The organism is Actinomadura sp. NTSP31 (assembly GCF_041951385.1).
In the GTDB taxonomy this organism is placed as follows: domain Bacteria; phylum Actinomycetota; class Actinomycetes; order Streptosporangiales; family Streptosporangiaceae; genus Spirillospora; species Spirillospora napierensis.
Genome location: NZ_JBGNUT010000033.1, coordinates 66,055 through 87,670 on the forward strand (window position 1 = coordinate 66,055; position 21,616 = coordinate 87,670).

19 protein-coding genes are annotated in these 21,616 nt (G+C 74.4%); 9 read left to right on the top strand and 10 right to left on the bottom strand.

Annotated features, from left to right (window positions below):
- Window positions 1–100 precede the first annotated feature (100 nt).
- From ACA514_RS39325 to ACA514_RS39335, 3 genes are all read left to right on the top strand, one after another.
- The gene (locus ACA514_RS39325; RefSeq protein ID WP_375046385.1) at window positions 101–832 is read left to right on the top strand and encodes an ABC transporter ATP-binding protein; all 732 of its coding nucleotides are present in this window, start codon (window positions 101–103) and stop codon (window positions 830–832) included.
- Window positions 829–3,270 (top strand): FtsX-like permease family protein, encoded by a 2,442-nt coding sequence (locus ACA514_RS39330; protein ID WP_375046386.1) that lies wholly within the window; start codon window positions 829–831, stop codon window positions 3,268–3,270. The genes ACA514_RS39325 and ACA514_RS39330 overlap by 4 nt, the downstream gene beginning before the upstream one ends.
- A 156-nt stretch (window positions 3,271–3,426) precedes the next feature.
- Window positions 3,427–4,287, top strand: coding sequence for a DUF4253 domain-containing protein (locus ACA514_RS39335; RefSeq protein WP_375046387.1), 861 nt, complete (start codon window positions 3,427–3,429; stop codon window positions 4,285–4,287).
- Here ACA514_RS39335 and ACA514_RS39340 read toward each other — a convergent pair.
- On the bottom strand, window positions 4,284–4,928 hold the full coding sequence (locus tag ACA514_RS39340; protein WP_375046388.1) for a TetR family transcriptional regulator: 645 nt from the start codon (window positions 4,926–4,928) through the stop codon (window positions 4,284–4,286). The genes ACA514_RS39335 and ACA514_RS39340 overlap by 4 nt on opposite strands.
- Before the next feature lie 67 nt (window positions 4,929–4,995).
- Here ACA514_RS39340 and ACA514_RS39345 point away from each other — a divergent pair, with 67 nt between their 5' ends.
- Window positions 4,996–6,141 (top strand): acyl-CoA dehydrogenase family protein, encoded by a 1,146-nt coding sequence (locus ACA514_RS39345; RefSeq protein WP_375046389.1) that lies wholly within the window; start codon window positions 4,996–4,998, stop codon window positions 6,139–6,141.
- A gap of 266 nt (window positions 6,142–6,407) precedes the next feature.
- Here the strand turns inward: ACA514_RS39345 and ACA514_RS39350 are convergent, their stop codons facing one another.
- Window positions 6,408–6,665: a hypothetical protein gene (locus ACA514_RS39350; RefSeq protein ID WP_375046390.1), complete on the bottom strand. Its 258-nt coding sequence runs from the start codon at window positions 6,663–6,665 to the stop codon at window positions 6,408–6,410.
- Between the two features lie 201 nt (window positions 6,666–6,866).
- Here ACA514_RS39350 and ACA514_RS39355 point away from each other — a divergent pair, with 201 nt between their 5' ends.
- The 5 genes from ACA514_RS39355 to ACA514_RS39375 all read left to right on the top strand — a co-directional run bounded on the left by ACA514_RS39355 (window position 6,867) and on the right by ACA514_RS39375 (window position 12,754).
- Complete coding sequence (locus ACA514_RS39355) at window positions 6,867–8,141, top strand: cytochrome P450 (protein WP_375046391.1); 1,275 nt, start codon at window positions 6,867–6,869, stop codon at window positions 8,139–8,141.
- 61 nt (window positions 8,142–8,202) lie between these two features.
- The gene (locus ACA514_RS39360) at window positions 8,203–9,180 is read left to right on the top strand and encodes a hypothetical protein (protein ID WP_375046392.1); all 978 of its coding nucleotides are present in this window, start codon (window positions 8,203–8,205) and stop codon (window positions 9,178–9,180) included.
- A 198-nt stretch (window positions 9,181–9,378) separates the two neighbouring features.
- On the top strand, window positions 9,379–11,013 hold the full coding sequence (locus ACA514_RS39365) for an ABC-F family ATP-binding cassette domain-containing protein (protein WP_375046393.1): 1,635 nt from the start codon (window positions 9,379–9,381) through the stop codon (window positions 11,011–11,013).
- Between the two features lie 102 nt (window positions 11,014–11,115).
- Complete coding sequence (locus ACA514_RS39370) at window positions 11,116–11,502, top strand: DUF2267 domain-containing protein (RefSeq protein ID WP_375046394.1); 387 nt, start codon at window positions 11,116–11,118, stop codon at window positions 11,500–11,502.
- Window positions 11,503–11,578: 76 nt separating this feature from the next.
- Entirely contained in the window at window positions 11,579–12,754 is a 1,176-nt protein-coding gene (locus ACA514_RS39375) for a hypothetical protein (RefSeq protein ID WP_375046395.1), read from the top strand.
- A 3-nt stretch (window positions 12,755–12,757) separates the two neighbouring features.
- Here the strand turns inward: ACA514_RS39375 and ACA514_RS39380 are convergent, their stop codons facing one another.
- From ACA514_RS39380 to ACA514_RS39415, 8 genes are all read right to left on the bottom strand, one after another.
- Window positions 12,758–14,761 carry a SpoIIE family protein phosphatase gene (locus ACA514_RS39380; protein ID WP_375046396.1) on the bottom strand — a complete coding sequence of 668 codons (2,004 nt, stop codon included), beginning with the start codon at window positions 14,759–14,761 and terminating at the stop codon, window positions 12,758–12,760.
- Window positions 14,762–14,945: 184 nt separating this feature from the next.
- Entirely contained in the window at window positions 14,946–15,719 is a 774-nt protein-coding gene (locus tag ACA514_RS39385) for an SDR family oxidoreductase (RefSeq protein WP_375046397.1), read from the bottom strand.
- Window positions 15,720–15,737: 18 nt separating this feature from the next.
- Complete coding sequence (locus ACA514_RS39390; protein WP_375046398.1) at window positions 15,738–16,709, bottom strand: RNA polymerase sigma-70 factor; 972 nt, start codon at window positions 16,707–16,709, stop codon at window positions 15,738–15,740.
- Window positions 16,710–17,570 carry a spermidine synthase gene (locus ACA514_RS39395; protein WP_375046399.1) on the bottom strand — a complete coding sequence of 287 codons (861 nt, stop codon included), beginning with the start codon at window positions 17,568–17,570 and terminating at the stop codon, window positions 16,710–16,712.
- A gap of 42 nt (window positions 17,571–17,612) precedes the next feature.
- Window positions 17,613–18,644 (bottom strand): ABC transporter ATP-binding protein, encoded by a 1,032-nt coding sequence (locus ACA514_RS39400; protein ID WP_375046400.1) that lies wholly within the window; start codon window positions 18,642–18,644, stop codon window positions 17,613–17,615.
- Window positions 18,628–19,662: an ABC transporter ATP-binding protein gene (locus ACA514_RS39405; protein WP_375046401.1), complete on the bottom strand. Its 1,035-nt coding sequence runs from the start codon at window positions 19,660–19,662 to the stop codon at window positions 18,628–18,630. Before ACA514_RS39405 ends, ACA514_RS39400 begins: the two co-directional genes overlap by 17 nt.
- Window positions 19,663–19,684: 22 nt before the next feature.
- A complete protein-coding gene (locus ACA514_RS39410; RefSeq protein ID WP_375046402.1) occupies window positions 19,685–20,665 on the bottom strand; it encodes an ABC transporter permease in 981 nt (326 codons plus the stop codon).
- 19 nt (window positions 20,666–20,684) lie between these two features.
- On the bottom strand, window positions 20,685–21,611 hold the full coding sequence (locus ACA514_RS39415; protein ID WP_375046403.1) for an ABC transporter permease: 927 nt from the start codon (window positions 21,609–21,611) through the stop codon (window positions 20,685–20,687).
- Window positions 21,612–21,616: the final 5 nt, after the last annotated feature.

Consider the following 21,616-nt stretch of genomic DNA (forward strand, 5'->3'; position numbering starts at 1 on the left):
GCCCGCTACACCATCGATCGGGGAGTGCGCCCCGATGTGGCGGCCCTGCCCCGGAACCTAGGTTCGTCCTGGTGAGAGCGGGCTTCCACGGAGGGCGAGCATGACGACGATGACGGCCGAGGCGACCGCGGTGGCGGTGCGCCTGGAGTCGGTCACCAGGACCTACGGCGCGGTGCGGGCGCTCGACGACGTCAGCTGGACGTTCCCGCGCGGCGGGTTCACGGCCGTGATGGGGCCGTCGGGTTCGGGCAAGAGCACGTTCCTGCACTGCGCGTCCGGGCTGGACCGGCCGACCGCGGGGACCGTCCGGATCGGCGGCACCGACCTCGGCCGGCTCGGCGAGGCCAAGCTGACCCGGCTGCGCCGCGAGCGGATCGGGTTCGTGTTCCAGGCGTTCAACCTGGTCCCCTCCATGGACGTGGAGCAGAACATCACGCTGCCGCTGCGGCTCGGCGGGACGGAACCCGACCCTGCGTGGCTGGGCGAGGTGGTGCGCCGGGTCGGGCTGGAGGACCGGCTGCGGCACCGTCCGGCGGAGCTGTCGGGCGGGCAGCAGCAGCGCGCCGCCGTCGCCCGCGCGCTGGTCACCCGTCCCGAGGTGGTGTTCGCCGACGAGCCGACCGGTGCGCTCGACCCGCGTTCGGCCCGCGAGGTGCTGCGGCTGCTGCGCGACGCGGCGGACCTCACCGGGCAGACGGTCGTGCTCGTCACCCACGACCCGCTGGCCGCCGCGACCGCCGACTCGGTGCTGTTCCTCAGAGGCGGCCGGATCGTGGACCAGCTGCCCGCCCCGTCCGTCGCGGCCGTGATGAACCGCTGGGAGACGCTGTGAAGAGAATCGAGGGCAAGGGCGCGTTCGCGGGGATCTTCGCGGCGCTGCTGTTCGCCGCAGTGCTGGTCGGGGCGTGCGGAGTGCTGCTGGAGTCGGCGTTGCGCGCGCACGCGCCGGTGCACCGGTTCGCCGCGGCGGACGCGATCGTGACGGGCCCGCAGAACGTGACGCAGCGGATGAAGAGGCTCGGCGACGACCCGGAGAAGCAGAGCAGGCCCATCGCCGAGCGCGCCCGGGTCCCGGTCGCGGCGGCCGGGCCGCTGCGCGCGGTGCCGGGCGTCCGCGCGGTGGTCGCGGACGTGTCGTTCCCCGTCCTGACCTCGACCGGGCGCGCGGTCACGGGCCACGGCTGGGACTCGGCCGCCCTGCGCCCCTACGAACTGAGCGAGGGACGGGCGCCGCAGCGGCCCGACGAGGTGGTGCTGAGCCGGTCGGCCGGTGTCCGGCCGGGCGCGGCCGTGCGGCTGCAGGTCGCCGGGACGCCCCGCTCGTACCGGGTCACCGGGGTGGTGCCGTCCGGACCGGCGGCGGCGTTCTTCACCACCGGGACCGCGATGGCGCTGAACGGGCACCCCGGCCACGCCGATGCCCTGGCGGTGCTGACCGACGGGAAGCCGGACGCGGACGCGCTGCGCAAGGCGGCGCCGGGCCTGACGGTCGCCACCGGTTCGGCGCGCGGCGATGCCGAGGACCGCGCGGTCGCCTCCGCCCGTCCCGACATCGTGGAGATCGCCGGATCGTTCGGCGGCCTCGCCGTCATGACGGCGCTGGTCGTCGTCGGCGGGCTGGTCGTGCTGTCGGTGCGGGAGCGGGGCCGCGAGTTCGCGCTGCTGCGCGCGGTGGGCGCGACGCCCTGGCAGGTGCGGGGACGGCTCGTCCGCGAGACCGCGCGCGCCGCGGTCCCGGCCGGGCTGGCCGGTGGCGTCCTGTCACTCGGCGCGGGTGCGGCGATGCACGCGGCCATGATCCGCAAGGGTGTGCTGCCCGACGGGTTCGGACTGTCGCTCACCCCGCTGCCCGCGCTGGCCGCGCTCGCCGTCACCGTCCTCGCCGCGACTGCGTCCGCGCTGCTGGCGTCACTGCGGATCTCCCGGATCCGGCCGGTGCAGGCCCTCGGCGAGTCGGCCGCCGAACCGGCGGGACTCCCCCGGTGGCGCGTCATAGCCGGCGTCGCGTTCCTCGTCGTCGGCGTGAACGCCCTCGGCGTGTCCGCGGTCACGACCGGGCCGACCGCGAGCGCCTCGCTCGGCGGGCTGGTCATGGCGCTCATCGTCGCGGTCGCGCTGCTCGGGCCACTGCTGGCGCGGGCCGGTGAGCGGGTCCTCGGACGCGTCGCCGCCGCGCTGTCCCCGGTCGCCGGACGGCTGGCCCGCCACGCGGCGGTCGCCGCCTCGCTGCGCGCCGGCTCGATCATGACGCCGGTCGCGCTGGCCGTCGCGTTCGCGGGCGTGCAGTTGTTCGCGCAGTCCACGGTCGTCCACGCGACGGCCGCGCAGTTCGCCGACGGCAACCGCGCCGACCAGGTCATCGTGGCGGACGGCCCGGGTCTGCCGCAGGGTGCGGCGGACGCCGCGCGGCGCGTCCCCGGCGTCACCGCCGCGACCCCCGTCAAGCGCACCGCGGTGGTCATGGCGGTGAAGGAACTGGGCGAGAAGAACCTGCGGTCGCTGGGCGCCCAGGGCGTCGGCGCGGACGCCGCCGCCACGATGGACCCGGGGGTCGCCTCCGGCGGGCTCGCCGCGCTGCGCGGCAACACGGTCGCGCTCAGCCGGGACGTCGCGGGCGGGCTCCACGTCGGCTCCACCACCCCGCTTTGGCTGGGCGACGGCACCCGGGTCGACGCCCGGGTCGTGGCGGTGTACGACCGGGGGCTCGGCTTCGGTGACGTGCTGCTCCCCCACGATCTGGTCGCCGCGCATTCGTCCACGCCTCTCGACGACCACGTCCTCGTCCGCGGGAACGCCGACCTCCGGTCCGTCACGGCCGCCTACCTGGGCGCGCGGGCCGTCGACCGCGACGCCTTCGGCGCGCGGCTCTCGGACGAGACGAGGCTGCAGGGCTTCATCAGCTACGTCGTGGTCGGCGCGATCGCCGGGTTCATCGTCATCGGCCTCGTCACGACGCTCGCGCTGGCGACCGGCGCGCGGCGCCGCGAGTTCGCGCTGCTCAGGCTCGTCGGCGCGACCCGCCGGCAGGTGCTGCGGATGCTGCGGCTGGAGGCCCTCATCGTGCTCGGCACCGGCGCCGCCACCGGCTCCCTGATCGTCGCGGTCGTGATCCCGGCGTTCGCGATCGCGGTCACCGGGCTGCCGCTGCCCGCGGTGTCCCCGCTGACCTGCGCGGCGATCCTCGCGACCGTGGCGGGCTCCGGCGCCGCCGCCGTCCTGCTGCCCGCCCGGGCCCTGCTCCGCCGGCGCACATCCCCGAACATCCCCTGACCCCGTCCGAGCCCGCCGCCGGGAGCGCTGAGCAGGGACGCCACGCCGCTCGGGCGGACCGAACCCGCCCGCTCGTCCCCCGGGCGGCCCGCGCCGCCGTTACCATCTCGGAGTGCCAAGATCCCGTTGGCATGCTCTGTACCGGAACGGCGTGAAATGGATGATGTCGAGATCCGGCGGCACCTGCCGGGCAACCTCCCGCAGCTGTTCGCCGACGGCGCGGACGGCGCCGGCCCGGGCGCGGACGGCGCCCCCGGGCGGACGCTGTCGGTCTCGCTGCCCGAGGGCGACGTCGTGTGGCCCGACCCCGGCTACCCGCAGCGGTCGCTGCTCATGCGCCCCGCCTTCTGGCTGAGCGACGACCCCGTGCACGGCGAGCTGTGGGGCCGGCTGCGCGCCGAGCACCCCCGGTCCGGGCTGTGGCCGCTGCTGCTGGACGAGACCGACCAGCCCTGGGCGTCGGGGCAGATCGCGCCCGAGCCCGTGGAGGAGATCGGCAACTACTCGCCCGACGCGTTCCTGTACGAGGTCTGGGCCGACTGGGCGGAGCAGGCGGCCGACGAGGACCACGACGACCTCGCCCCGTTCGGGAGGCACTGCCCGGGACCCGCCCCGGCCGGCACCCTGCTGGACGACCCGGACGCCGTCGCCGACCGGTACGCCCGGACCCTCGGCGTGCGGGGCCCGTCCCTCGGCCTGGTCGCGGTGGAGCGCGGCGCCGACGCGATCGCCGCGGTCGGCTGGCAGGGGGCGCTCAACCACAACGAGTGGACCGCGCCGCTCGCCGCCGTCCTGCGCGGCTGGGAGGAGCGGTTCGGCGCCCGCGTCGTCGGGCTCGGGTTCAACACGCTGGATCTGAGCGTCGCCGCGCCGCCCGTGACCATCCGCCACGCGGTGCACGTCGCGGCGGAGCACTGGGCGTTCTGCCCGGACATCCTGTTCCAGGGCCCCGGCACCCTCGCCGGCTACGCCGAGGAGATCCGCGGCAAGACGCACTGGTCGTTCTGGTGGGACTAGCGACGCCCCGGCGGCACCAGGGGCGCGCCGAGCATCCGCAGCGACAGGTGAGCGGTCAGCGCGCCGATCTCCTCGGGTGAGCGCGGCCCTTCGGGGCGGTACCAGCGGCACACGTCGATCGCGAGCGACGACAGGGCGCGCGCGGTGCCCTCGATGTCGGCCACGTCGAACGCGCCCGCCGCGGCACCGGCCCGCACCTCCTCGCGCACCAGGGCGCGGACGCGGCGGCGGATCGCGGCGATCCTCCGCGCGTGCGCCGCGTCCAGCGCCCCCAGCTCGTTCTGGATGACGCGGGCGGCGCGGTGGTGGCGGGCGTGCCAGCGCGCGAACGCGTACATCAGCGCCCGGACGCGCGCGGCGTGCCCGTCGACGCCCTCGACCGCTGCCTCCAGTTCCGCGCGCACGGACTCGTGGACGGTCAGCGCGATCTGGAACAGCAGGTCCGCCTTCGTCCGGTAGTGCACGTAGAGGGCGCCCGCGCTCATCCCCGCACCGGCGGCGATGTGCCGCGTCGAGGTGCCGTGGTAGCCGAGTTCGGCGAAGGAGTCGACCGCGGCGACCAGCAGGCGGCGCGACGCGTCCGGCGCCACGCCCGCCCACATGCCGCCGTCGCCGTCCTCGGAGTCGCTGCCGGGAGCCATGCGCAGAAGCCTAAGCGATCGCTCAGTACACTGGGCCGGCACTTCGCACCATTCCGGGAGGATCCACATGCGGCGCACCGTCTTCGAGGCCGACCACGAGCTGTTCAGGGAGTCCGTGCGGGAGTTCGTCGAGCGGACGCTCCTGCCCCTGGACGAGGACATCCGCAATGAGCGGATGCTCAGGCGCGAGGTGTGGCTGGAGGCGGGCCGGCAGGGCTTCCTCGGCATGCAGGTGCCCGAGGAGTACGGCGGCCAGGCCGCCGGGGACTTCCGCTTCAACGCCGTCATCGGCGAGGAGCTCGCGCGCGTGGCGGTCGCCTACAACTCGATCGTCTCCATCCACATCGACATCTGCGCCCCGTACCTGCTCGAGCTGGCGACCGACGAGGCGAAGAAGAAGTGGCTGCCCGGGTTCTGCACCGGCGAGCTGGTCACCGCGATCGGGATGACCGAGCCGTCCGGCGGCTCCGACCTCGCGGCGCTGAAGACCACCGCGGTCCGCGACGGCGGCCAGTGGGTGGTCAACGGGTCGAAGACGTTCATCACCAACGGCGGCCACGCCGACCTGGTCATCGTCGCGGCCAAGACCGATCCCGAGCGCGGCGCGAAGGGCATCACCCTGTTCGGCGTCGAGGCCGGCACTCCCGGCTTCAGCCGCGGCACGAAGCTCGACAAGGTCGGCCAGCCCGAAGCCGACACCTCCGAGCTGTTCTTGGAGAACGTCCGGGTTCCGGACTCCCACGTCATCGGCGAGCTGAACCGCGGTTTCATCCACATGATGGAGCGGCTCTCGCAGGAGCGGCTGTCCTGCGCCATCGCCAACGTCGCGCACGCCCGCGGCGTCCTGGACGAGACCATCGCCTACGTCAAGGAGCGCACGGCCTTCGGGCAGCCCATCGGCAACTTCCAGCACAACAAGTTCCTGGTCGCCGAACTGATCACGAAGCTGGACGTCGCGCAGGCGTTCGTCGACCAGTGCCTGGCCGCCCACGTGGCGGGCGAGCTGTCCGCGGTCGACGCGTCCAAGGCCAAGTGGTGGAGCTCGGACGTGCAGAACCAGATCATCGACGGCTGCGTGCAGCTGTTCGGCGGCTACGGCTACATGCGCGAGTACCGCGTGGCGCGCGCCTGGATGGACGCCCGCGTCACCCGCATCTGGGCCGGCTCCAACGAGATCATGAAGGAGATCATCGGCCGCGACGCGGGCCTCTGACCCGGGACGCCGCAGGCCGCGGCCACCGGACCTGGAGCTGCCGCCGGACCCCGGCCTCGTGGGTGATGTGGTCGATCTGCCGGCCGAGGTCGCCCTCCAGAGCGCTCCGGGCGGCCTTGGCGCGCTGCCGGCCATCGGCCGCAGTGCGATCCGGACCAGTTCCGCCGGCGGCTCGCGGCCGTCCCCGTCCCCGGTTCACACCCGTCCACTACCCAGCGTGTCGAATTGATCGCATTCCGGGAATGTGGCGTCCCGACCTGAGGGCGTCAGCCCTCGCGGTGCCGCTTGGACCCCGGCTCGCCGTAACCGGGCTTGGGGTCGGGCGAGGTGCCCTGCTGCTTGCCCCGATGGATGTTGTCCAGCCGCTCTGCGTGATGGTGCGGCTGGTGCTTCGGTGCCGTGTGCGGCTGCTTGGACGCGCCCGTGGTGACGTTCCGGGCACTCGGGGCCTTCCCCTCCGCCCTGGCCTCCCGGGCGGCCTTCCGGCGCTGCTCCTCATTCCCTTCCATCTTCTTGCCGGCCATGGTCCCCCCTCGTCTCCGGCGTATCGTCCGATGGCGGTCGTACCCACCCGCCCCAGCGGCATTCGACCGCATCGCGTGCCGGTCGCAGAGGGGGACGAACCGGACGCGCAGCGGCGTTCGGGTCGCGACCGTCTCAAAGATGTGATGTTTTAGATCCTGCACGGAGGTGCGACGAGCGCTTCTGATCAATAACCTGCGATCATGGCGAATGTCGGGGCACGCGCGGCCAAGTGGCTTGTACGGGGATACATCGCCAGGAAGCAGCGTGCCGGGTTCAATCTCGAGTCGATCCGGTTCCTGCCCAACTCCACGCTGGCGCCGCTGCGCCGCGACGGCCTGGACCCGGTCAGCGACCTCACCGAGATACGCGAGGCGCGGCCGGTCAGCAAGCTCCCCCTGCCGTTCGGCTTCGGCGTCTGGCTGGTGACCGGATACGACGCGGCCAAGGCCGTGCTGGCGGACGCGGACGGGTTCAGCAACGACCTGTCCAACCTGGTGGGCAAGGTGGACGTCCCGGCCGGGTTCACCCCGGGCGGGCTGGGGTTCTCCGACCCGCCCGTCCACACCCGGCGGCGCAAGCTGCTGACGCCGGAGTTCACCATGCGCCGGCTGAGCCGGCTCACCCCGCTGATCCACAAGATCGTCGAGGAGCGGCTCGACGCGATGGCGGACCGGACCGGGCCGGTCGACCTGATGGAGGCGTTCGCGCTGCCCGTGCCGCTGCTGACGATCTGCGAGCTGCTCGGCGTCTCCCACCACGACCGCAGCGACTTCCAGCGGCTGAGCAGCGCCCGGTTCGACCTGTTCGGCGGCGCGAGCGCCTCCGTCGGCGCGATCTCCGAGTCGATGGACTACCTGCTCGAGGTCGTCCGCCGGCAGCGGGTCGAGCCGGGTCCCGGCCTGATCGGCATGCTGATCCGCGAGCACGGCGACGAGCTCGACGACCTGGAGATCGCCGGGCTCTCCGACGGCGTGCTCACCGGCGGCCTGGAGACGACCGCGAGCATGCTCGCGCTCGGCTCGATCGTGCTGCTGCGCGACCGGGAGCAGTTCAAGCGGGTGCAAGACGACGAGGGGGCGATCGGCCCGTTCGTGGACGAGCTGCTGCGCTACCTGACCGTGGTGCAGCTGGCGTTCCCGCGGTTCGCCCGCAAGGACACCGAGGTCGCCGGGGTGCACATCGCCGAGGGGGACGTCGTGCTGATCTCGCTGTCGGCCGCCAACCGCGACGCCGCGCTCGGCGCGGAGATGGACGGCTTCGACGCCGGCCGCAAGACGCCGCCGCACCTGGCGTTCGGCTGGGGCGCGCACCGCTGCATCGGCGCGGAGCTGGCGAAGATGGAGCTGCGCGCCGCCTATCCGGCGCTCGTCCGCCGGTTCCCGGACCTGCGGCTGGCCGTCGAACCGGACGAGCTCAGCTACCGCAAGCTGTCGATCGTCTACGGCGTCGAGTCCCTGCCCGTGCACCTCGGCTGAGCGCCCGCCGGCGCGGGTTGCCGGCACGGGTAATCGCGGGGAGCGCGGGTAGTGCCCCCGCGTGACCTCACTACTGAAAGGCGTCCTGCGCGGCATGGCGGCCGGCGCCGCCGGGACGACCGCGCTCAACGCGACGACCGAAGCGGACATGGCGATACGGGGCCGGCCGGCGAGCGGGACGCCGGCCGACGTCGTCTCCGGGCTGGCCGACCTCGCCGGCGTGCGCGTTCCCGGCGACGACCGGGAGCGCGGCGACCGGCTGGAGGGCCTCGGCGCGCTCGGCGGCTCGCTCACCGGGGTCGCCGTCGGCGCGCTGGCGGGAGGCCTGCGCGCGGCGGGGATCCGGCTGCCCGCGGTCATCGCCGGACCGCTGCTGGGGGCGGCCGCGATGGCGGCTGCGGACCTGCCGATCGCGCGGCTGGGGATCTCCGACCCGCGCACCTGGAGCAGGGCGGACTGGATCTCCGACGCCGTACCGCACCTCGTCTACGGGATCACGACGCATGCCGCGCTCGCCGCGCTGTTCCGCGCCGACGAGGAGCGCCGGGCCCTGCGGCAGCCCGCGCCCGACCGGCCGTCCCGCCGGGCCCTGGTGCGCGCCGCGGCGCTGGGCGCGGCGACCGGCGCCCGCAGTTCCGCCGGGCTGAGCGCGCTCGCGCTGCGTTCGCGCCGCTACCACCCCGGCCTGTCCGGACGGCTCTCCCATCCCGCCGTCAAGACGGTGAACGGCCTGCTCACCGCGGCCGAGATGGGGTTGGACAAGCTGCCGTCCGTCCCGGAGCGCACCTCGCCCCAGGGCCTGGCGCCGCGGGTGCTGCTCGCGGCGACGGCCGCGCGGGCGGTGGCGCGCCGGGACGGGATCCGCAGCGGGCCCCCGGTGCTCGTCGCCGCCGCGGCCGCCACCGCGAGCGCGGCGGCCGGTGTCCGGCTGCGGGCCGCGGCCGCCCGCAGGACGGGCTCCGACCTGCCCGGCGCCCTCGCGGAGGACGCCGCCGCGGTGCTGCTCGGGCAGCTGGGCGCCGCCCGCGCGGGGCGCTGATAAACTACGGCGGACGAGTGATCTCGCAGAGGGAGACCAGAAGTGGCAGGTGAAGACGACATCTCCGGGTGATCCCGGACATGATCGGCCACCGGTGCGCGCGGACGAGCGCCGCCGCCGTGGCCGTGCCGTCGTCTGACCATTCCTGCCCCTGCCGGGCGGCTCCAGCGCGCCCGCTCTTCCCACGAGGTCGTCCCCATGTCCGACGCTTGCATCATCTGCTCCGGCCTGTCCTTCTCCTGGCCCGGCGACGTCCCGGTCTTCCAGGACCTGTCCTTCACCCTCGGCGGCGGCCGCACCGGCCTGGTCGCGCCCAACGGCGCGGGCAAGAGCACGCTGCTCGGGCTGATCGCCGGTGAGCACCGGCCGTCCGCCGGCACCGTCTCGGTCGAGGGCGTGCTCGGCCACCTGCCGCAGACGCTGCCGCTCGCGGGCGACCTGACCGTGGCGGACGTCCTCGGCGTCGCCCCGGTGATCCGGGCGCTGGACGCCATCGAGTCCGGCGACGCCGCCGAGGAGCACTTCGCCGTCATCGGCGACGACTGGGACGTCGAGGAGCGCACCCGCGCCCAGCTCGACCGGCTCGGCCTCGGCGACGTCGGCCTGTCCCGCCGCCTGGACACCCTCAGCGGCGGCCAGGTCGTCTCGCTCGGCCTCGCCGCGCAGCTGCTGAAGCGGCCGGACGTGCTGCTGCTGGACGAGCCGACCAACAACCTCGACGCCGACGCGCGGCACCGGCTGTACGGCGTCCTGGAGGACTGGAACGGCTGCCTGCTGGTCGTGAGCCACGACCGCGCCCTCCTCGACCGGATGGACCGCATCGCCGAACTCGACCGCGGTGAGATGCGCCTGTACGGCGGGAACTTCACCGCCTACGAGGAGGCGCTGCGGGTCGAGCGGGAGGCCGTCGAGAAGGACGTCCGCAGCGCCGAGCAGGAGGTGCGGCGCGAGAAGCGGGAGATGCAGCAGGCCCGCGAGCGGGCGGCGCGCCGGCAGAGCAACGCCGCCCGCAACGTCAAGGACGCGGGGCTGCCCAAGATCCTCGCCGGTGCGCGCAAGCGGCGCGCCCAGGAGTCGGCCGGGCGGGCCGACGGGACGCACGCCGCGCGTCTCGGCGACGCCCGCACCCGGCTCCAGGAGGCCGAACGCGCGCTGCGCGACGACCAGACGATCAGCCTGGAGCTGCCCGGCACCGCCGTCCCCGCCGGGCGGACGGTCTTCCTCGGCGAGCGGATGCGGGTCCGCCACGGCGACCGGGACGTGTTCGCCGGGCCCGGCGTGAGCCTGGAGATCCGCGGTCCCGAGCGCATCGCGCTGACCGGCGCGAACGGCGCCGGCAAGTCGACGCTGCTGCGGCTGGTCAACGGCGACCTCGGGCCGGCGGGCGACGGGCGGACGCGCCGGGCCGACGGCCGCGTCGCGTACCTGTCGCAGCGGCTCGACCTGCTGGACCCCGGCCGCACCGTGGCGCAGAACCTCGCCGCGTTCGCGCCGGGGATGCCGGAGGCCGAGCGGATGAACCTGCTCGCCCGGTTCCTGTTCCGCGGCGACCGCGCGCATCTGCCGGTGGGCGTGCTGTCCGGCGGCGAACGGCTGCGCGCGACCCTCGCGTGCGTGCTGTACGCCGAGCCGGCGCCGCAGCTGCTGCTCCTGGACGAGCCGACGAACAACCTCGACCTGACCGGCGTCGCCTGGCTCGTCGCCGCGCTCAACGCGTACCGGGGCGCGTTCGTGGTGGTCAGCCATGACGAGCGGTTCCTCGCCGACATCGGGGTGAGGCGCCGGCTGCGGCTGGCGGACGGGCGGCTGGCGGAGGACTCCGCGCCGGCCTGAGATCACCGCCACGTCCAGCGGTTTTGCGATGAATGTCCGATTCGAGGGCGGGTATCGGGACGGACGTGGCCGTGACCGTCTGAGCCGACCTTCGGGGGGATCATGAAGGAGCACGAACTGGTGTCGGCCGTCCGCGAGACCGGGCGCATCGACACTCCCGACCACGCCGAACGCGCCATCGACGCCACGCTGGCGGTCCTCGGGGAGCGCCTGGCCGGCGGCCAGAGCCGCGACCTGGCCGCCCAGCTGCCGCCCGGGCTCGCCGCGTCGCTGCCCGGCCACGGCGGCGGGCAGCGGTTCGGGATGGAGGAGTTCTACCAGCGCGTGGCCGACGCCGAGGGCACGCGGCCGGCGCAGGCGCGCCAGCACGCCCGCGCGGTGGTGGCCGGCGTCAAGGCGTCCGTCGAACCGGGCCTGTTCGAGCATGTGATCGCGCAGCTCCCGGCCGACTACGACGACCTGCTCGGCACCCAGCCCGTCCAGCACTGACCGCGCCCGGCCGGGGCCGCGCGTGCCCGGTCCTCTACGATGCGGCGCAGGGGACCGACGGGACGGGGGCGGCTCGATGCGCGGGCGGGACGGGACACTGCGCAGGCGAGGCAGGACGCTGCCCGCGGCCGTCGCGGCGGCGGTGGCGCTGACCCTCGCCGCCGACGCGTGGGTGATCACGACGGGCCGGGCGGACGGCGGCGGGCGCGAGCGCCCGCGCGGCGACCTGGTGTCGGTCGCCCGGGCGGGCGCGCCGCCCGTCCCGGCCGTCGCCCCGCTGACCCGCCGTTACACGCCGCACCTGCTGGTCGCCGGAGCCGCGCCGCTGCCGGCGTCGGCGGTCGAGCGCGCCCGGCGGCTGAAGGGCGTCACCGGGGTCACGGTCGTCGACGCGGCCCGCGCGCAGGTCGGCGGGCACCGCGTCGGGCTGCTCGGCGTGGACCCGTCGTCGTTCCGGGCGTTCGCGCCGGCGGCGACCGCCGAATCCGACCAGCTGTGGCGGACGGTGGCGTCCGGCGGTCTCGCCCTGTCGTTCACGCTCGGGCAGGACGGCGCGTTCCCGCTCGGCACGGTCGTCCAGGCGGGCGGCAGCGCGCACCCCGGCCGGGTGCGGGTCGGCGCCTACGCCTCGATGGGCATCGGCAGCGTCGACGCGGTCGTCTCGCGCACGCAGGCCCGCGCCCTCGGCCTGCCCGAAGGCAACGCCCTGCTGCTCAGCGCACCCAAGGCCGACGTCCGCAAGCTGGGCAAGCGGCTGAAGCGGATCCTGCCCCGCGGGACGAAGATCGCGACGCTGAACGCGGCGTCCTCCCCCGCCAGGGCCGTCAAGCCCAGAAGCGCGCCCCGGTTCACCGGACGCCCGGACGGGGCGCCGCCCGCGCGCACCCCCATCACCGGCAACCTGATGACGCCGGTGATGCGCGCGGCGCTGCTGGACATCAACGGGATGTTCGGGCCGTTCCCCACCATCGGCTGCTACCGCTCCACCGGCGACCCGCAGGACCACGGCGACGGCCGGGCCTGCGACTTCATGGAGAACACCGCGGGCCGCATGCCGAGCGCCGCCGCGCAGCGGCACGGCGACGAGGTCGCGGCGTACGCGGTCGCCAACGCCCGGCGTCTCGGCGTCTCCTACGTGATCTGGAAGCAGCACATCTGGAACGTGCGGGGCGGCGGATGGCGCCCGATGGCCGACCGCGGCGGCATCACCCAGAACCACTACGACCACGTGCACATCTCGGTCCTGCGGTAGCGGTCAGGGCAGTTCCTGCTCGCACCACACGGACTTGCCCTCGGTGGTGCGGCGCACCCCCCAGCGCTGCGCGAGCCGCCCGACGACGTGCAGCCCGCGGCCCGACTCCGGCATGTCGTCCTCGTCGTCCTGATGGCGGACCCGGGGCCGGCCGTCGGAGGAATCGAACACCTCGCACACCAAGCCGCCCTCGCGGACCAGCCGCAGCCCGACGCGCCCGCCGGCGTGGCCGATCGCGTTGGTGACCAGCTCGGAGGCCAGCAGGACGGTGGAGTCGGTGAGCTCCTCCAGCCCCCACCGGGCGAGCCGGTCGCGGACCAGGCCGCGCGCCCGCCGCACGGCGGCCGGCTCGGCGGGCAGCTCCCAGGTGGCGTGGTGGTCCTCGGGGATCCGGCACAACCGCGCCACCAGCATCGCGATGTCGTCGCGGTGCTGGTCGTCGTAGACGCCGTCGAGCGCGTCCTGGCACAGCTCCCCGAGCGGCCGGGCCGCCGCGCCCGGGCCGAAGGTGCGCTGCAGCCGGGCCAGGCCGTCGTCGATGTCGCGGGCGCGGTTCTCCACCAGCCCGTCGGTGTACAGGAACAGCAGCGTGCCGTCCTCGACGAGGAACTCGCGGCTGACGATCGGGCCGTCGCCGCCGACGCCGAGCGGCGGCGCGGGCGGCACCGCCAGGTAGTGCGACGCGGCGCCGGGCGGGGCCAGCAGCGGCGGCAGGTGCCCGGCGCTGGCGACCTCGCACCGGCCGCTGACCGCGTCGTACACGACGTAGGCGCAGGTGGCGAAGTGGGGTTCGCGGTCGCCGAGGGTCCGCATCAGCGAGTCGAGCCGCTCCAGCGCCTCGGCGGGCGGCAGCTCCAGCTCGGCCAGGGTGTGGATCGCGGTGCGCAGCCGCCCCATCGTCACCGCCGCCTTCACCCCGTGCCCGGCGACGTCGCCGACGACGAGCGCGACCCGCGCCCCCGGCAGCGCGATCGACTCGTACCAGTCGCCGCCGACCTCGATGAGCCGGCTGCCCGGCAGGTAGCGGTGGTGCACCTCGATCGGGGACGGCGCCGACAGCCCGGTCGGCAGCAGGCTGCGCTGCAGCGTCAGCGCGGTCGCCCGCTCCAGCGAGTACTGCCGGGCGCTCTCCACGAAGACGGACGCGCGGCCGGCGAACTCCATGCCGATCTCGATGTCGTAGCGGTCGAACGGGCGATGCGCGACGTTGCGGACGCAGACGAAGAAGCCCAGCACGCCCGCCGCCGAGATGATCGGCAGCAGCAGCATCGAGGAGCCCTTGAGCAGGTCGGCGACCGGCGGCCGGTGCCAGACCTCGGCGAGCCGCGCCGCGCCCTCGCCGCCGAGCGCGGTCAGCTCCGGCCCGCCGGTCTCCAGGCACCGCGCGTACGGGGTGCCCGCCGGGTAGACGACGGACTCGCCGGTCGGGAAGGCGGCGTCCCAGGCGGGGTCGCCGTCGTCGAACCCGATCGCCATCCGGCGCAGCGGCGGACCCGCCGGGCCCGCGGGCGCCTCGTCGGCGTCCAGGTGGCTCTCCAGCAGCATCAGCCCGCCGGAATTGCAGAAGTGCGGGACGAGGACGTCCATCAGCCCGCGCGCGAGGAGTTCCAGGTCGAGGGTCGAGCCGATGCGGGGTAACCCGTCGTCCAGCAGCGCCCGGCGGATGACGGCGGGGTCGACGAACCGGTCGGCGAGCGGCACCGGGACCCGGATGACCGCCAGCGCGGCGAGGCCGCCGGGCTCGCCGCCGTTCATCGGGTGCACGGTGACGACCGCGTCGAGCGTGCCGCCGGTGGCGGTCTCGACGGCGAGCATCGCGGTGCGCTCCCGCCCGTGCTTCACCGCCTCCAGCAGCGGTTCGAGCGCGCCGGGGATCACCTCGTCGAGGCAGGCGCCCAGGAGTCCGCCCGGATTCGCGGACAGAACGGCGGCGGCGTTCCGCTCGGACTGGAGTATTCTGCCCGAGGAATCCGTGCCGAGAATGAGAATTCGGGTGGACGACTCCATCGCTCGATTATGGGACATGGCGGCCCCGGATGAGGCCGATACGGCTCGGGAGACCGGTCCGCAATTGCGTTCCGCGGGTGGGCCCGAAATCGGCGAATGGGCTCCGCGGGCCGGCGCGGATACGGGCGCGCGGATACGGGCCCGTGGGGCCCGCACCCGCGCGGTCCGCTCCGCGCGCCGCCGGTCAGCCGCCCGTCCGGCGTTCGTCCAGGTACTCCTGCCAGGTCCGCTTGCCGGCCTTGTGGCCGGGGGCGAGGTGGTGGCCTTCCTTGAAGCCGCGCGCGGTCTTGCCGAACAGCGGGAACGGCAGCCGCACGCCGCGCCTGCCCCGCGCCCGGAGGTAGCTCCGGGCGATCTCCTCCAGCGTCAGCACCTCGGGGCCGCCCATGTCGTCGACGCGGCGGGCGGGCCCGGGCGCGAGCGCCAGCTCGGCCATCCGCCCGGCGACCTCGCCCACGTCGATCGGCTGCACCCGCAGCCCGGTCGGCAACGGCATGATCCCCGGGACCTTCGTCAGGGCGTCCAGCACCATCGCGGGGAGCGTGTGGAACTGGGTGGTCCGCAGGATCGTGTAGGGCAGCCCGGAATCCTCGATGAGCCGTTCCACCTGGTGCTTGACGCGGTAATACGGGTACGGGATCTTGTCGACGCCGACGATCGAGATGTAGACCAGATGCGGCGCCCCCTGCTTCCAGGCGGCGTCGACGAGGTTCCGGGCGGCCGCCAGGTCGTCCTTGGGGTGCCGCCAGTCGCTGGCGCAGTGCACGATCGTCTCGGCGCCGGCGAGGGCCGCGCCGAGCCCCTCGCCGGTCTTGAGGTCCGCCCGATGCCAGGTCACGCCGTCCTCGCCGGTCCTGGAACGCCGGCTCAGCGCGCGCACCCGGGCGCCGTCGGCGGCGGCGAGGCCGCGGGTCAGGGGTGCGCCGAGCGTCCCGCTCGCCCCGGTCACGATGATCATTGACTCCTCCTTCGTCCGCTAAGAGGGACCGGGCAGTCTCCCAGAGCGTGACAGCGCGCGGGCGGCGAATGCGAGCTTGTCCGGATTCAGCACGGCGTGCACGGCGGTGATGCGGTCCCCGGACGCCTCCAGCCCGACGACCATGGTGACCTCGCCGTCCACCCGGACGACCAGCCCCGGCGCGCCGTTGACGTCCTCGACCGACGGCTCGACCGACACCCCCGGCAGTTCCAGTGCGCGGCGGGCGAGGCCGGCGATGTACCGCGCCATCCGGACGCGCCCGGTGACCGCGTTGCGGGCGGCGGTGACCTTGCCGCCGCCGTCCGACCAGGAGACGACGTCCTCGGCCAGTACCGCTTCCAGCCCGGCCAGGTCGCCGCGCACGGCCGCGTCGAGGAACCGTTCGACCAGTCGCCGCCACCGCTCGCCCGGCGGCGCGAACCGCCGCTCGGCGGACGCGACGCGCTGCCGGGCGCGGCGGTGCAGCTGGCGGCTCGCGGTCTCGCTCACGTCGAGCACCCCGGCGATGTCCCGGTGCTTGTAGCCGAACGCCTCGCGCAGCACATAGACCGCGCGCTCGGCCGGAGTGAGCGACTCCATCAGCATGAGCAGCGCCAGCGACACCGAGTCGCGCTGCTCCGCGGTCTCCAGCGGCCCGAGGACCCGCGCGCCGAGCCCGCCGGCGCCGCCGGGCACCGGCTCGGGCAGCCACGGGCCCGTGTAGGTCTCGCGGCGCGCCCGCGCCGAGGCGAGCCGGTTCAGGCACAGGTTGGTGACGACCTTGATCAGCCAGGCGCGCGGCTCCGCGACGGCCGCCCGGTCCGTCCCGTTCCAGCGCAGGTAGGCGTCCTGCACCGCGTCCTCGGCCTCCTGCACCTCGCCGAGCATCCGGTACGCCAGGCCCGTCAGGCGGGGCCGCAGCTCCTCGAACGCCGTGAGCCCGCCGGCGTCCATGGCCCCGGGTTCCGCGGGCCCGATCCCCGTCTCCACTCAGGACCTCCCGAAGACCTGCGGCGGCGGCGTGGGCGTGACGATCTCCTCGCCGTCGTGCAGCGGCGCCGCGCCAGCGCAGAACGCGGCGAGGTCGTCGCCCGCCACCATCCGGGCCCGGGCGATGCCGCCGGCCGCGCGCCGGGCCAGCTCGGCGACCGGCAGCGGCTCGCGGGACCCGGCGAGGATGAGGTTGCCGAACCGGCGCCCGCGCAGCACGCCCGGATCGCCCATCAGCAGCGCGTGCGGGAACACCGACCGGACGGTGGCGGCGACGCGGCGCGCGAACGGCAGCCGGAACCCGTCGGCGACGTTCGCCAGGTACACCCCGCGGGGCCGCAGCACCCGCGCCGCGTCCAGCACGAACTCGCGGGTCGCCAGCTCCACCGGCATCGAGGCCTCGGCGAAGGCGTCCATCACGACCAGGTCGTCGGACTCGTCGGCGAGCGCGGCGACGCCGCTGCGCCCGTCGGTGATCCGGATCCGCAGGCCCGGCACGCCCTTGACGGGCAGCCGCTCGCGCACCACCCGCACCAGCTCCGCGTCCGGTTCCAGGACGATCTGCCGCGATCCCGGCCGGGTCGCGGCGATGTAGCGGGGCAGGGTGCAGCCGGCGCCGCCGATGTGCACCGCGTCGAACGCCTCGTTCTCCGGGCCGAGCGCGTCGACGACGTCGCCCATCAGGCGCATGTACTCGAAGTCGAGGTAGGTGGGGTCGGACAGGTCCACGTAGGACTGCGGGACGCCGCCGACGAGCAGCATCCAGCCGCCGTCGCGGTCGGCGTCGCGCAGCAGCTCGGCCTCGCCGCCCGCGATCGTGAAGGTGTCCGGCCGCGGACCGTGCCTGCCCTTGCGCGCCATGCCCCCACCCTACGGAACCCTCCCGTGCGGGGCCGACCGGTGTCAGGCCTGTTCGGTGAGCGCCTGCTCCTCCGCGAAGTGGCAGGCGCTGGGGTGGGCGGAGCCGTCGCGCTCCTCCAGCGCCGGGACGTCCTGCGCGCAGACGTCCTGCGCCTTCCAGCAGCGGGTGCGGAACCGGCAGCCGGACGGCGGGTCCAGCGGCGACGGCGGCTCGCCCTCCAGCTGGATCTGCCCCGCCCAGCCGGGCGCGTCCGGGTCGGGCACCGGGACGGCCGACAGCAGCGCCTGCGTGTACGGGTGAGTGGGGTGCTCGTAGATCTGCGTCTCGTCACCGGTCTCCACGACCCGGCCGAGGTACATGACGGCGATCCGGTCGGAGATGTGCCGGACGGCGGCGAGGTCGTGCGCGATGAACACGTACGCCAGGCCGAGCTCGCGCTGCAGGTCGGCGAGCAGATTCATGACCTGCGCCTGGACGGAGACGTCGAGCGCGGACACCGGCTCGTCGCAGACGATGACGTCGGGGCGCAGCGCGAGGGCGCGGGCAATCCCGACGCGCTGGCGCTGGCCTCCGGAGAACTGGTGCGGGTAGCGGCTGACGTGGTCGGGGTCGAGGCCGACGAGTTCCAGCAGCTCCTGGACGCGGGCGCGCCGCTCCCCCTTGGGTGCCACCTCCGGGTGGATGGCGAACGGCTCCCCCACGATGTCGCCGACGGTCATCCGCGGGTTCAGCGAGGAGTACGGGTCCTGCAGGACCATCTGGATGCGGCGGCGCAGCGCCCGCAGCTCCTTGCGCGGCAGCGTGAAGACGTCCCTGCCCTCGAACCGGACGGTCCCGGCGGTCGGGCGCTCGGCCGCCAGCAGCAGTTTCGCGAGCGTCGACTTCCCGCAGCCGGACTCGCCGACGACGCCGAGGGTCTCGCCGCGGCGCAGCTCCAGGTCCACGCCGTCGACGGCCCGGACGTACCCGACCGCGCGCCTGACCACCACGCCACGGGTGACGGGGTAGTGCTTGACCAGGCCCTCGACCCGCAGGATCGGGTCCTCGCCCGGACCGTCAGTCGATGGCGGCACCGTGCACCTCCTCGGCGAAATGGCAGGCGGCCTCGTGCCCGGGCGCGACCGTGACCAGCGGCGGCCGCTCGGCGGCGCACAGCGCCTCGGCGCGCGGGCAGCGCGGCTGGAACGGGCAGCCCGGCGGCAGCGCGGCGGGGTTCGGCGGCGTCCCCTTGATCGGGACGAGCGCGTCCCCGCGCCGGTCCAGCCGCGGGACGGACGCGAGCAGCCCGCGCGTGTACGGGTGGGCGGGCCGGGCGTACAGCTCCCGGGCGGGCGCCTGCTCGGCGACCGACCCGGCGTACATGACGACGATCCGGTCCGCGACCCCGGCGACGACCCCGAGGTCGTGGGTGATCAGCACCATGCCCATGCGCAGCTCGTCCTGGAGCCCGGCGAGCAGCCGCATGATCTGCGCCTGCACGGTGACGTCCAGGGCGGTGGTCGGCTCGTCGGCGATCAGCACGTCCGGCTCCAGCGCCAGCGCCATCGCGATCATGATGCGCTGGCGCATGCCGCCGGAGAACTGGTGCGGGTAGTCGCCGAGCCGCTGCGCGGCGGACGGGATCCGCACCCGCTCCATCAGCTCGACCGCCTTGTCGCGGGCCGCCCGCCGGCCGAGCCCGCGGTGCACCCGGTACATCTCGCGGATCTGGTCGCCGACGGTGAACACCGGGTTCAGCGCGGTCAGCGCGTCCTGGAAGATCATCGAGATGCGGTCGCCGCGGTAGCCGCGGCGGCGCCGCTCGGGCAGGCCGAGCAGCTCCTCCCCGCGCAGCCGCACCGACCCCCCGGTGATCTGCGCGGGCGGGCTGTCGAGGATGCCCATCACGGCCTGCGCCGCGACGCTCTTGCCCGACCCGGACTCCCCGAGGATCGCGACGGTCTCCCCCTCGCCGAGCGTGTAGGACAGCCCGTTCACCGCGCGGACGTCGCGTCCCCGCACGCGGAACACCACGTGCAGGTCGTCGACCTCCAGCAGCGGCGGCGGCACGGCCGGCTCCTGCGGGACGTCCTCGGTCAGCTCGGTCGTCATGCGCGCGTCACCATCTCCGGGCTCACCGCAGTTTCGGGTCGAGGGCGTCGCGGGCCGCGTCGCCGAGCATCAGGAAGCTCAGCACGGTGGCCGACAGGAACACCGCGGGGAAGATCAGCAGATGCGGGTGGTCGACGAAGGAGTCCTGCGCCAGGTTCAGCTGCAGGCCCCAGGAGACCTTCGGGTACTGCAGGCCGACGCCGAGGAAGTCCAGCGTCGCCTCGCCGGCGATCACGTTGCCGACGTTGAGGGTGGCGACCACGATCACCGGCGCGATCGCGTTCGGCAGGATGTGCCGGGCCATGATCCGCCGGTCGGACGCGCCGAGCAGCCGCGCGGCCTGCACGTAGTCGGCGTCCCGCACGGCGATCACCTGCGCCCGCATGATCCGGATCATCGTGGTCCAGCCGAGCAGCACCAGCACCAGCGTCATCGCGCCGACGCCGTGGCTGGGGAAGGCGACCAGGATGACGGTCGCGCCGAGCACGAACGGCAGCCCGAAGAACACGTCGGTGAGCCGGGCGATCAGCGCGTCGAGGACCCCGCCGTAGTAGCCGGCCAGCATCCCGAACACCAGCGCGATCGCGAACGCGAACAGGGTGACCGCGACGCCGATCAGCAGCGTCGGGCGGGCGCCGTGCACCACGTGCGCGTAGTAGTCGCAGCCGGCGAGGTCGGTGCCGAACCAGTGCGCTCCGGACGGGCCGAGCTTGGCGTCGTTCGGGTCGCAGCCCTCGTTCACGCCCGTGCTCGTGAACAGCCGCGGCACCGCCGCCATCAGCGCGACGAGCAGCAGGAACGCCGACGAGGCCCAGAACACCCAGCGGCGCCGCAGGTCGCGCCACGCGTCGTCCCACAGCGACGCCCGGCCGAGCTGCCCGCCGGCGACCGCGACGGCCGCCGCGGAGGTGCCCGGCGCGCCCGCGCCCGCGCCGACACCGGCCGGATCCGGTTCCGCGCCGGGCGGGCCGGGGTCGGCCGCGCCCGGGTCGATCGTCTTCAATGCCCCTCCGGGTCGCTCGTCACTCGTACCTGATCCGCGGGTCCAGCAGCCCGTACAGCAGGTCCACGACCAGGTTGACCAGCAGGAAGATCAGCACCAGCACGGTGACCGCGCCGACCACCACCGGCCCCTCCTTCAGCTGGATGGACTGGAACACCTGCTGCCCGATGCCCGGCAGGTTGAAGATGCCCTCGGTCACGATCGCGCCGCCCATCAGGTTCCCGAAGTCGACGCCGAGGTAGGTGACGACCGGGATCAGCGAGTTGCGCAGCGCGTGCCGGCCGACGACCCGCGCCCGCGACAGGCCCTTGGCGTTGGCGGTGCGGACGTAGTCGGCGCGCAGGTTCTCGGCGAGGCTCGTCCTGGTCAGCCGGGCCACGTACGACAGGCCGAGCGAGCCGAGCACGATGCCGGGCAGCAGGTAGCTCATCGGCCAGCCCTCGTCGGTCCCGGCCGTCGGGAAGATCTTCCAGTGCAGGCCGAACAGGATCTGCGCGGTGTAGCCGAGCACGAACACCGGCACGGCGATCAGCAGCGTGGTGCCGCCGAGCACCAGCGTGTCGGCGACCCTGCCGCGGCGCAGCCCGGCCCACACGCCGAGGAGGATGCCGATGACCAGCTCGAAGATCCAGGCGGTGAGCGCGAGCTGCGCGGTCACCGTCCAGCGCCCGCCGAGCATGTCCGCGACCTTCTGCCCGTCGTAGTTCTCCCCCAGGTTGCCCTGGACCAGACCCCACATGTACTTGCCGTACTGCACCAGCAGCGGGTCGTTCAGGTTGTAGCGCTCCCGCAGCGTGTCCAGGACGTTCGCGGGGATGGGCTTGTCCCCGGCGAGCGCCTGGATCGGGTCGCCCGGCAACGCGAACACCATCGCGTAGATGAGCAGGGTGGTCCCGATGAAGACGGGGATCGCCTGGAGGAGCCGCCGCAGGACGTAGCGCCACATCGCCG

What these genes read in the sequence shown, in the direction of transcription:
- ACA514_RS39325 (WP_375046385.1), top strand. Translation starts at nt 101, where the DNA reads ATGACGACGATGACGGCCGAGGCGACCGCGGTGGCGGTGCGCCTGGAG.
- ACA514_RS39335 (WP_375046387.1), top strand. Translation starts at nt 3,427, where the DNA reads ATGGATGATGTCGAGATCCGGCGGCACCTGCCGGGCAACCTCCCGCAG.
- ACA514_RS39340 (WP_375046388.1), bottom strand. Translation starts at nt 4,928, where the DNA reads ATGGCTCCCGGCAGCGACTCCGAGGACGGCGACGGCGGCATGTGGGCG.
- ACA514_RS39345 (WP_375046389.1), top strand. Translation starts at nt 4,996, where the DNA reads ATGCGGCGCACCGTCTTCGAGGCCGACCACGAGCTGTTCAGGGAGTCC.
- ACA514_RS39350 (WP_375046390.1), bottom strand. Translation starts at nt 6,665, where the DNA reads ATGGCCGGCAAGAAGATGGAAGGGAATGAGGAGCAGCGCCGGAAGGCC.
- ACA514_RS39355 (WP_375046391.1), top strand. Translation starts at nt 6,867, where the DNA reads ATGGCGAATGTCGGGGCACGCGCGGCCAAGTGGCTTGTACGGGGATAC.
- ACA514_RS39365 (WP_375046393.1), top strand. Translation starts at nt 9,379, where the DNA reads ATGTCCGACGCTTGCATCATCTGCTCCGGCCTGTCCTTCTCCTGGCCC.
- ACA514_RS39370 (WP_375046394.1), top strand. Translation starts at nt 11,116, where the DNA reads ATGAAGGAGCACGAACTGGTGTCGGCCGTCCGCGAGACCGGGCGCATC.
- ACA514_RS39375 (WP_375046395.1), top strand. Translation starts at nt 11,579, where the DNA reads ATGCGCGGGCGGGACGGGACACTGCGCAGGCGAGGCAGGACGCTGCCC.
- ACA514_RS39380 (WP_375046396.1), bottom strand. Translation starts at nt 14,761, where the DNA reads ATGGAGTCGTCCACCCGAATTCTCATTCTCGGCACGGATTCCTCGGGC.
- ACA514_RS39385 (WP_375046397.1), bottom strand. Translation starts at nt 15,719, where the DNA reads ATGATCATCGTGACCGGGGCGAGCGGGACGCTCGGCGCACCCCTGACC.
- ACA514_RS39395 (WP_375046399.1), bottom strand. Translation starts at nt 17,570, where the DNA reads ATGGCGCGCAAGGGCAGGCACGGTCCGCGGCCGGACACCTTCACGATC.
- ACA514_RS39405 (WP_375046401.1), bottom strand. Translation starts at nt 19,662, where the DNA reads ATGACGACCGAGCTGACCGAGGACGTCCCGCAGGAGCCGGCCGTGCCG.
- ACA514_RS39415 (WP_375046403.1), bottom strand. Translation starts at nt 21,611, where the DNA reads ATGTGGCGCTACGTCCTGCGGCGGCTCCTCCAGGCGATCCCCGTCTTC.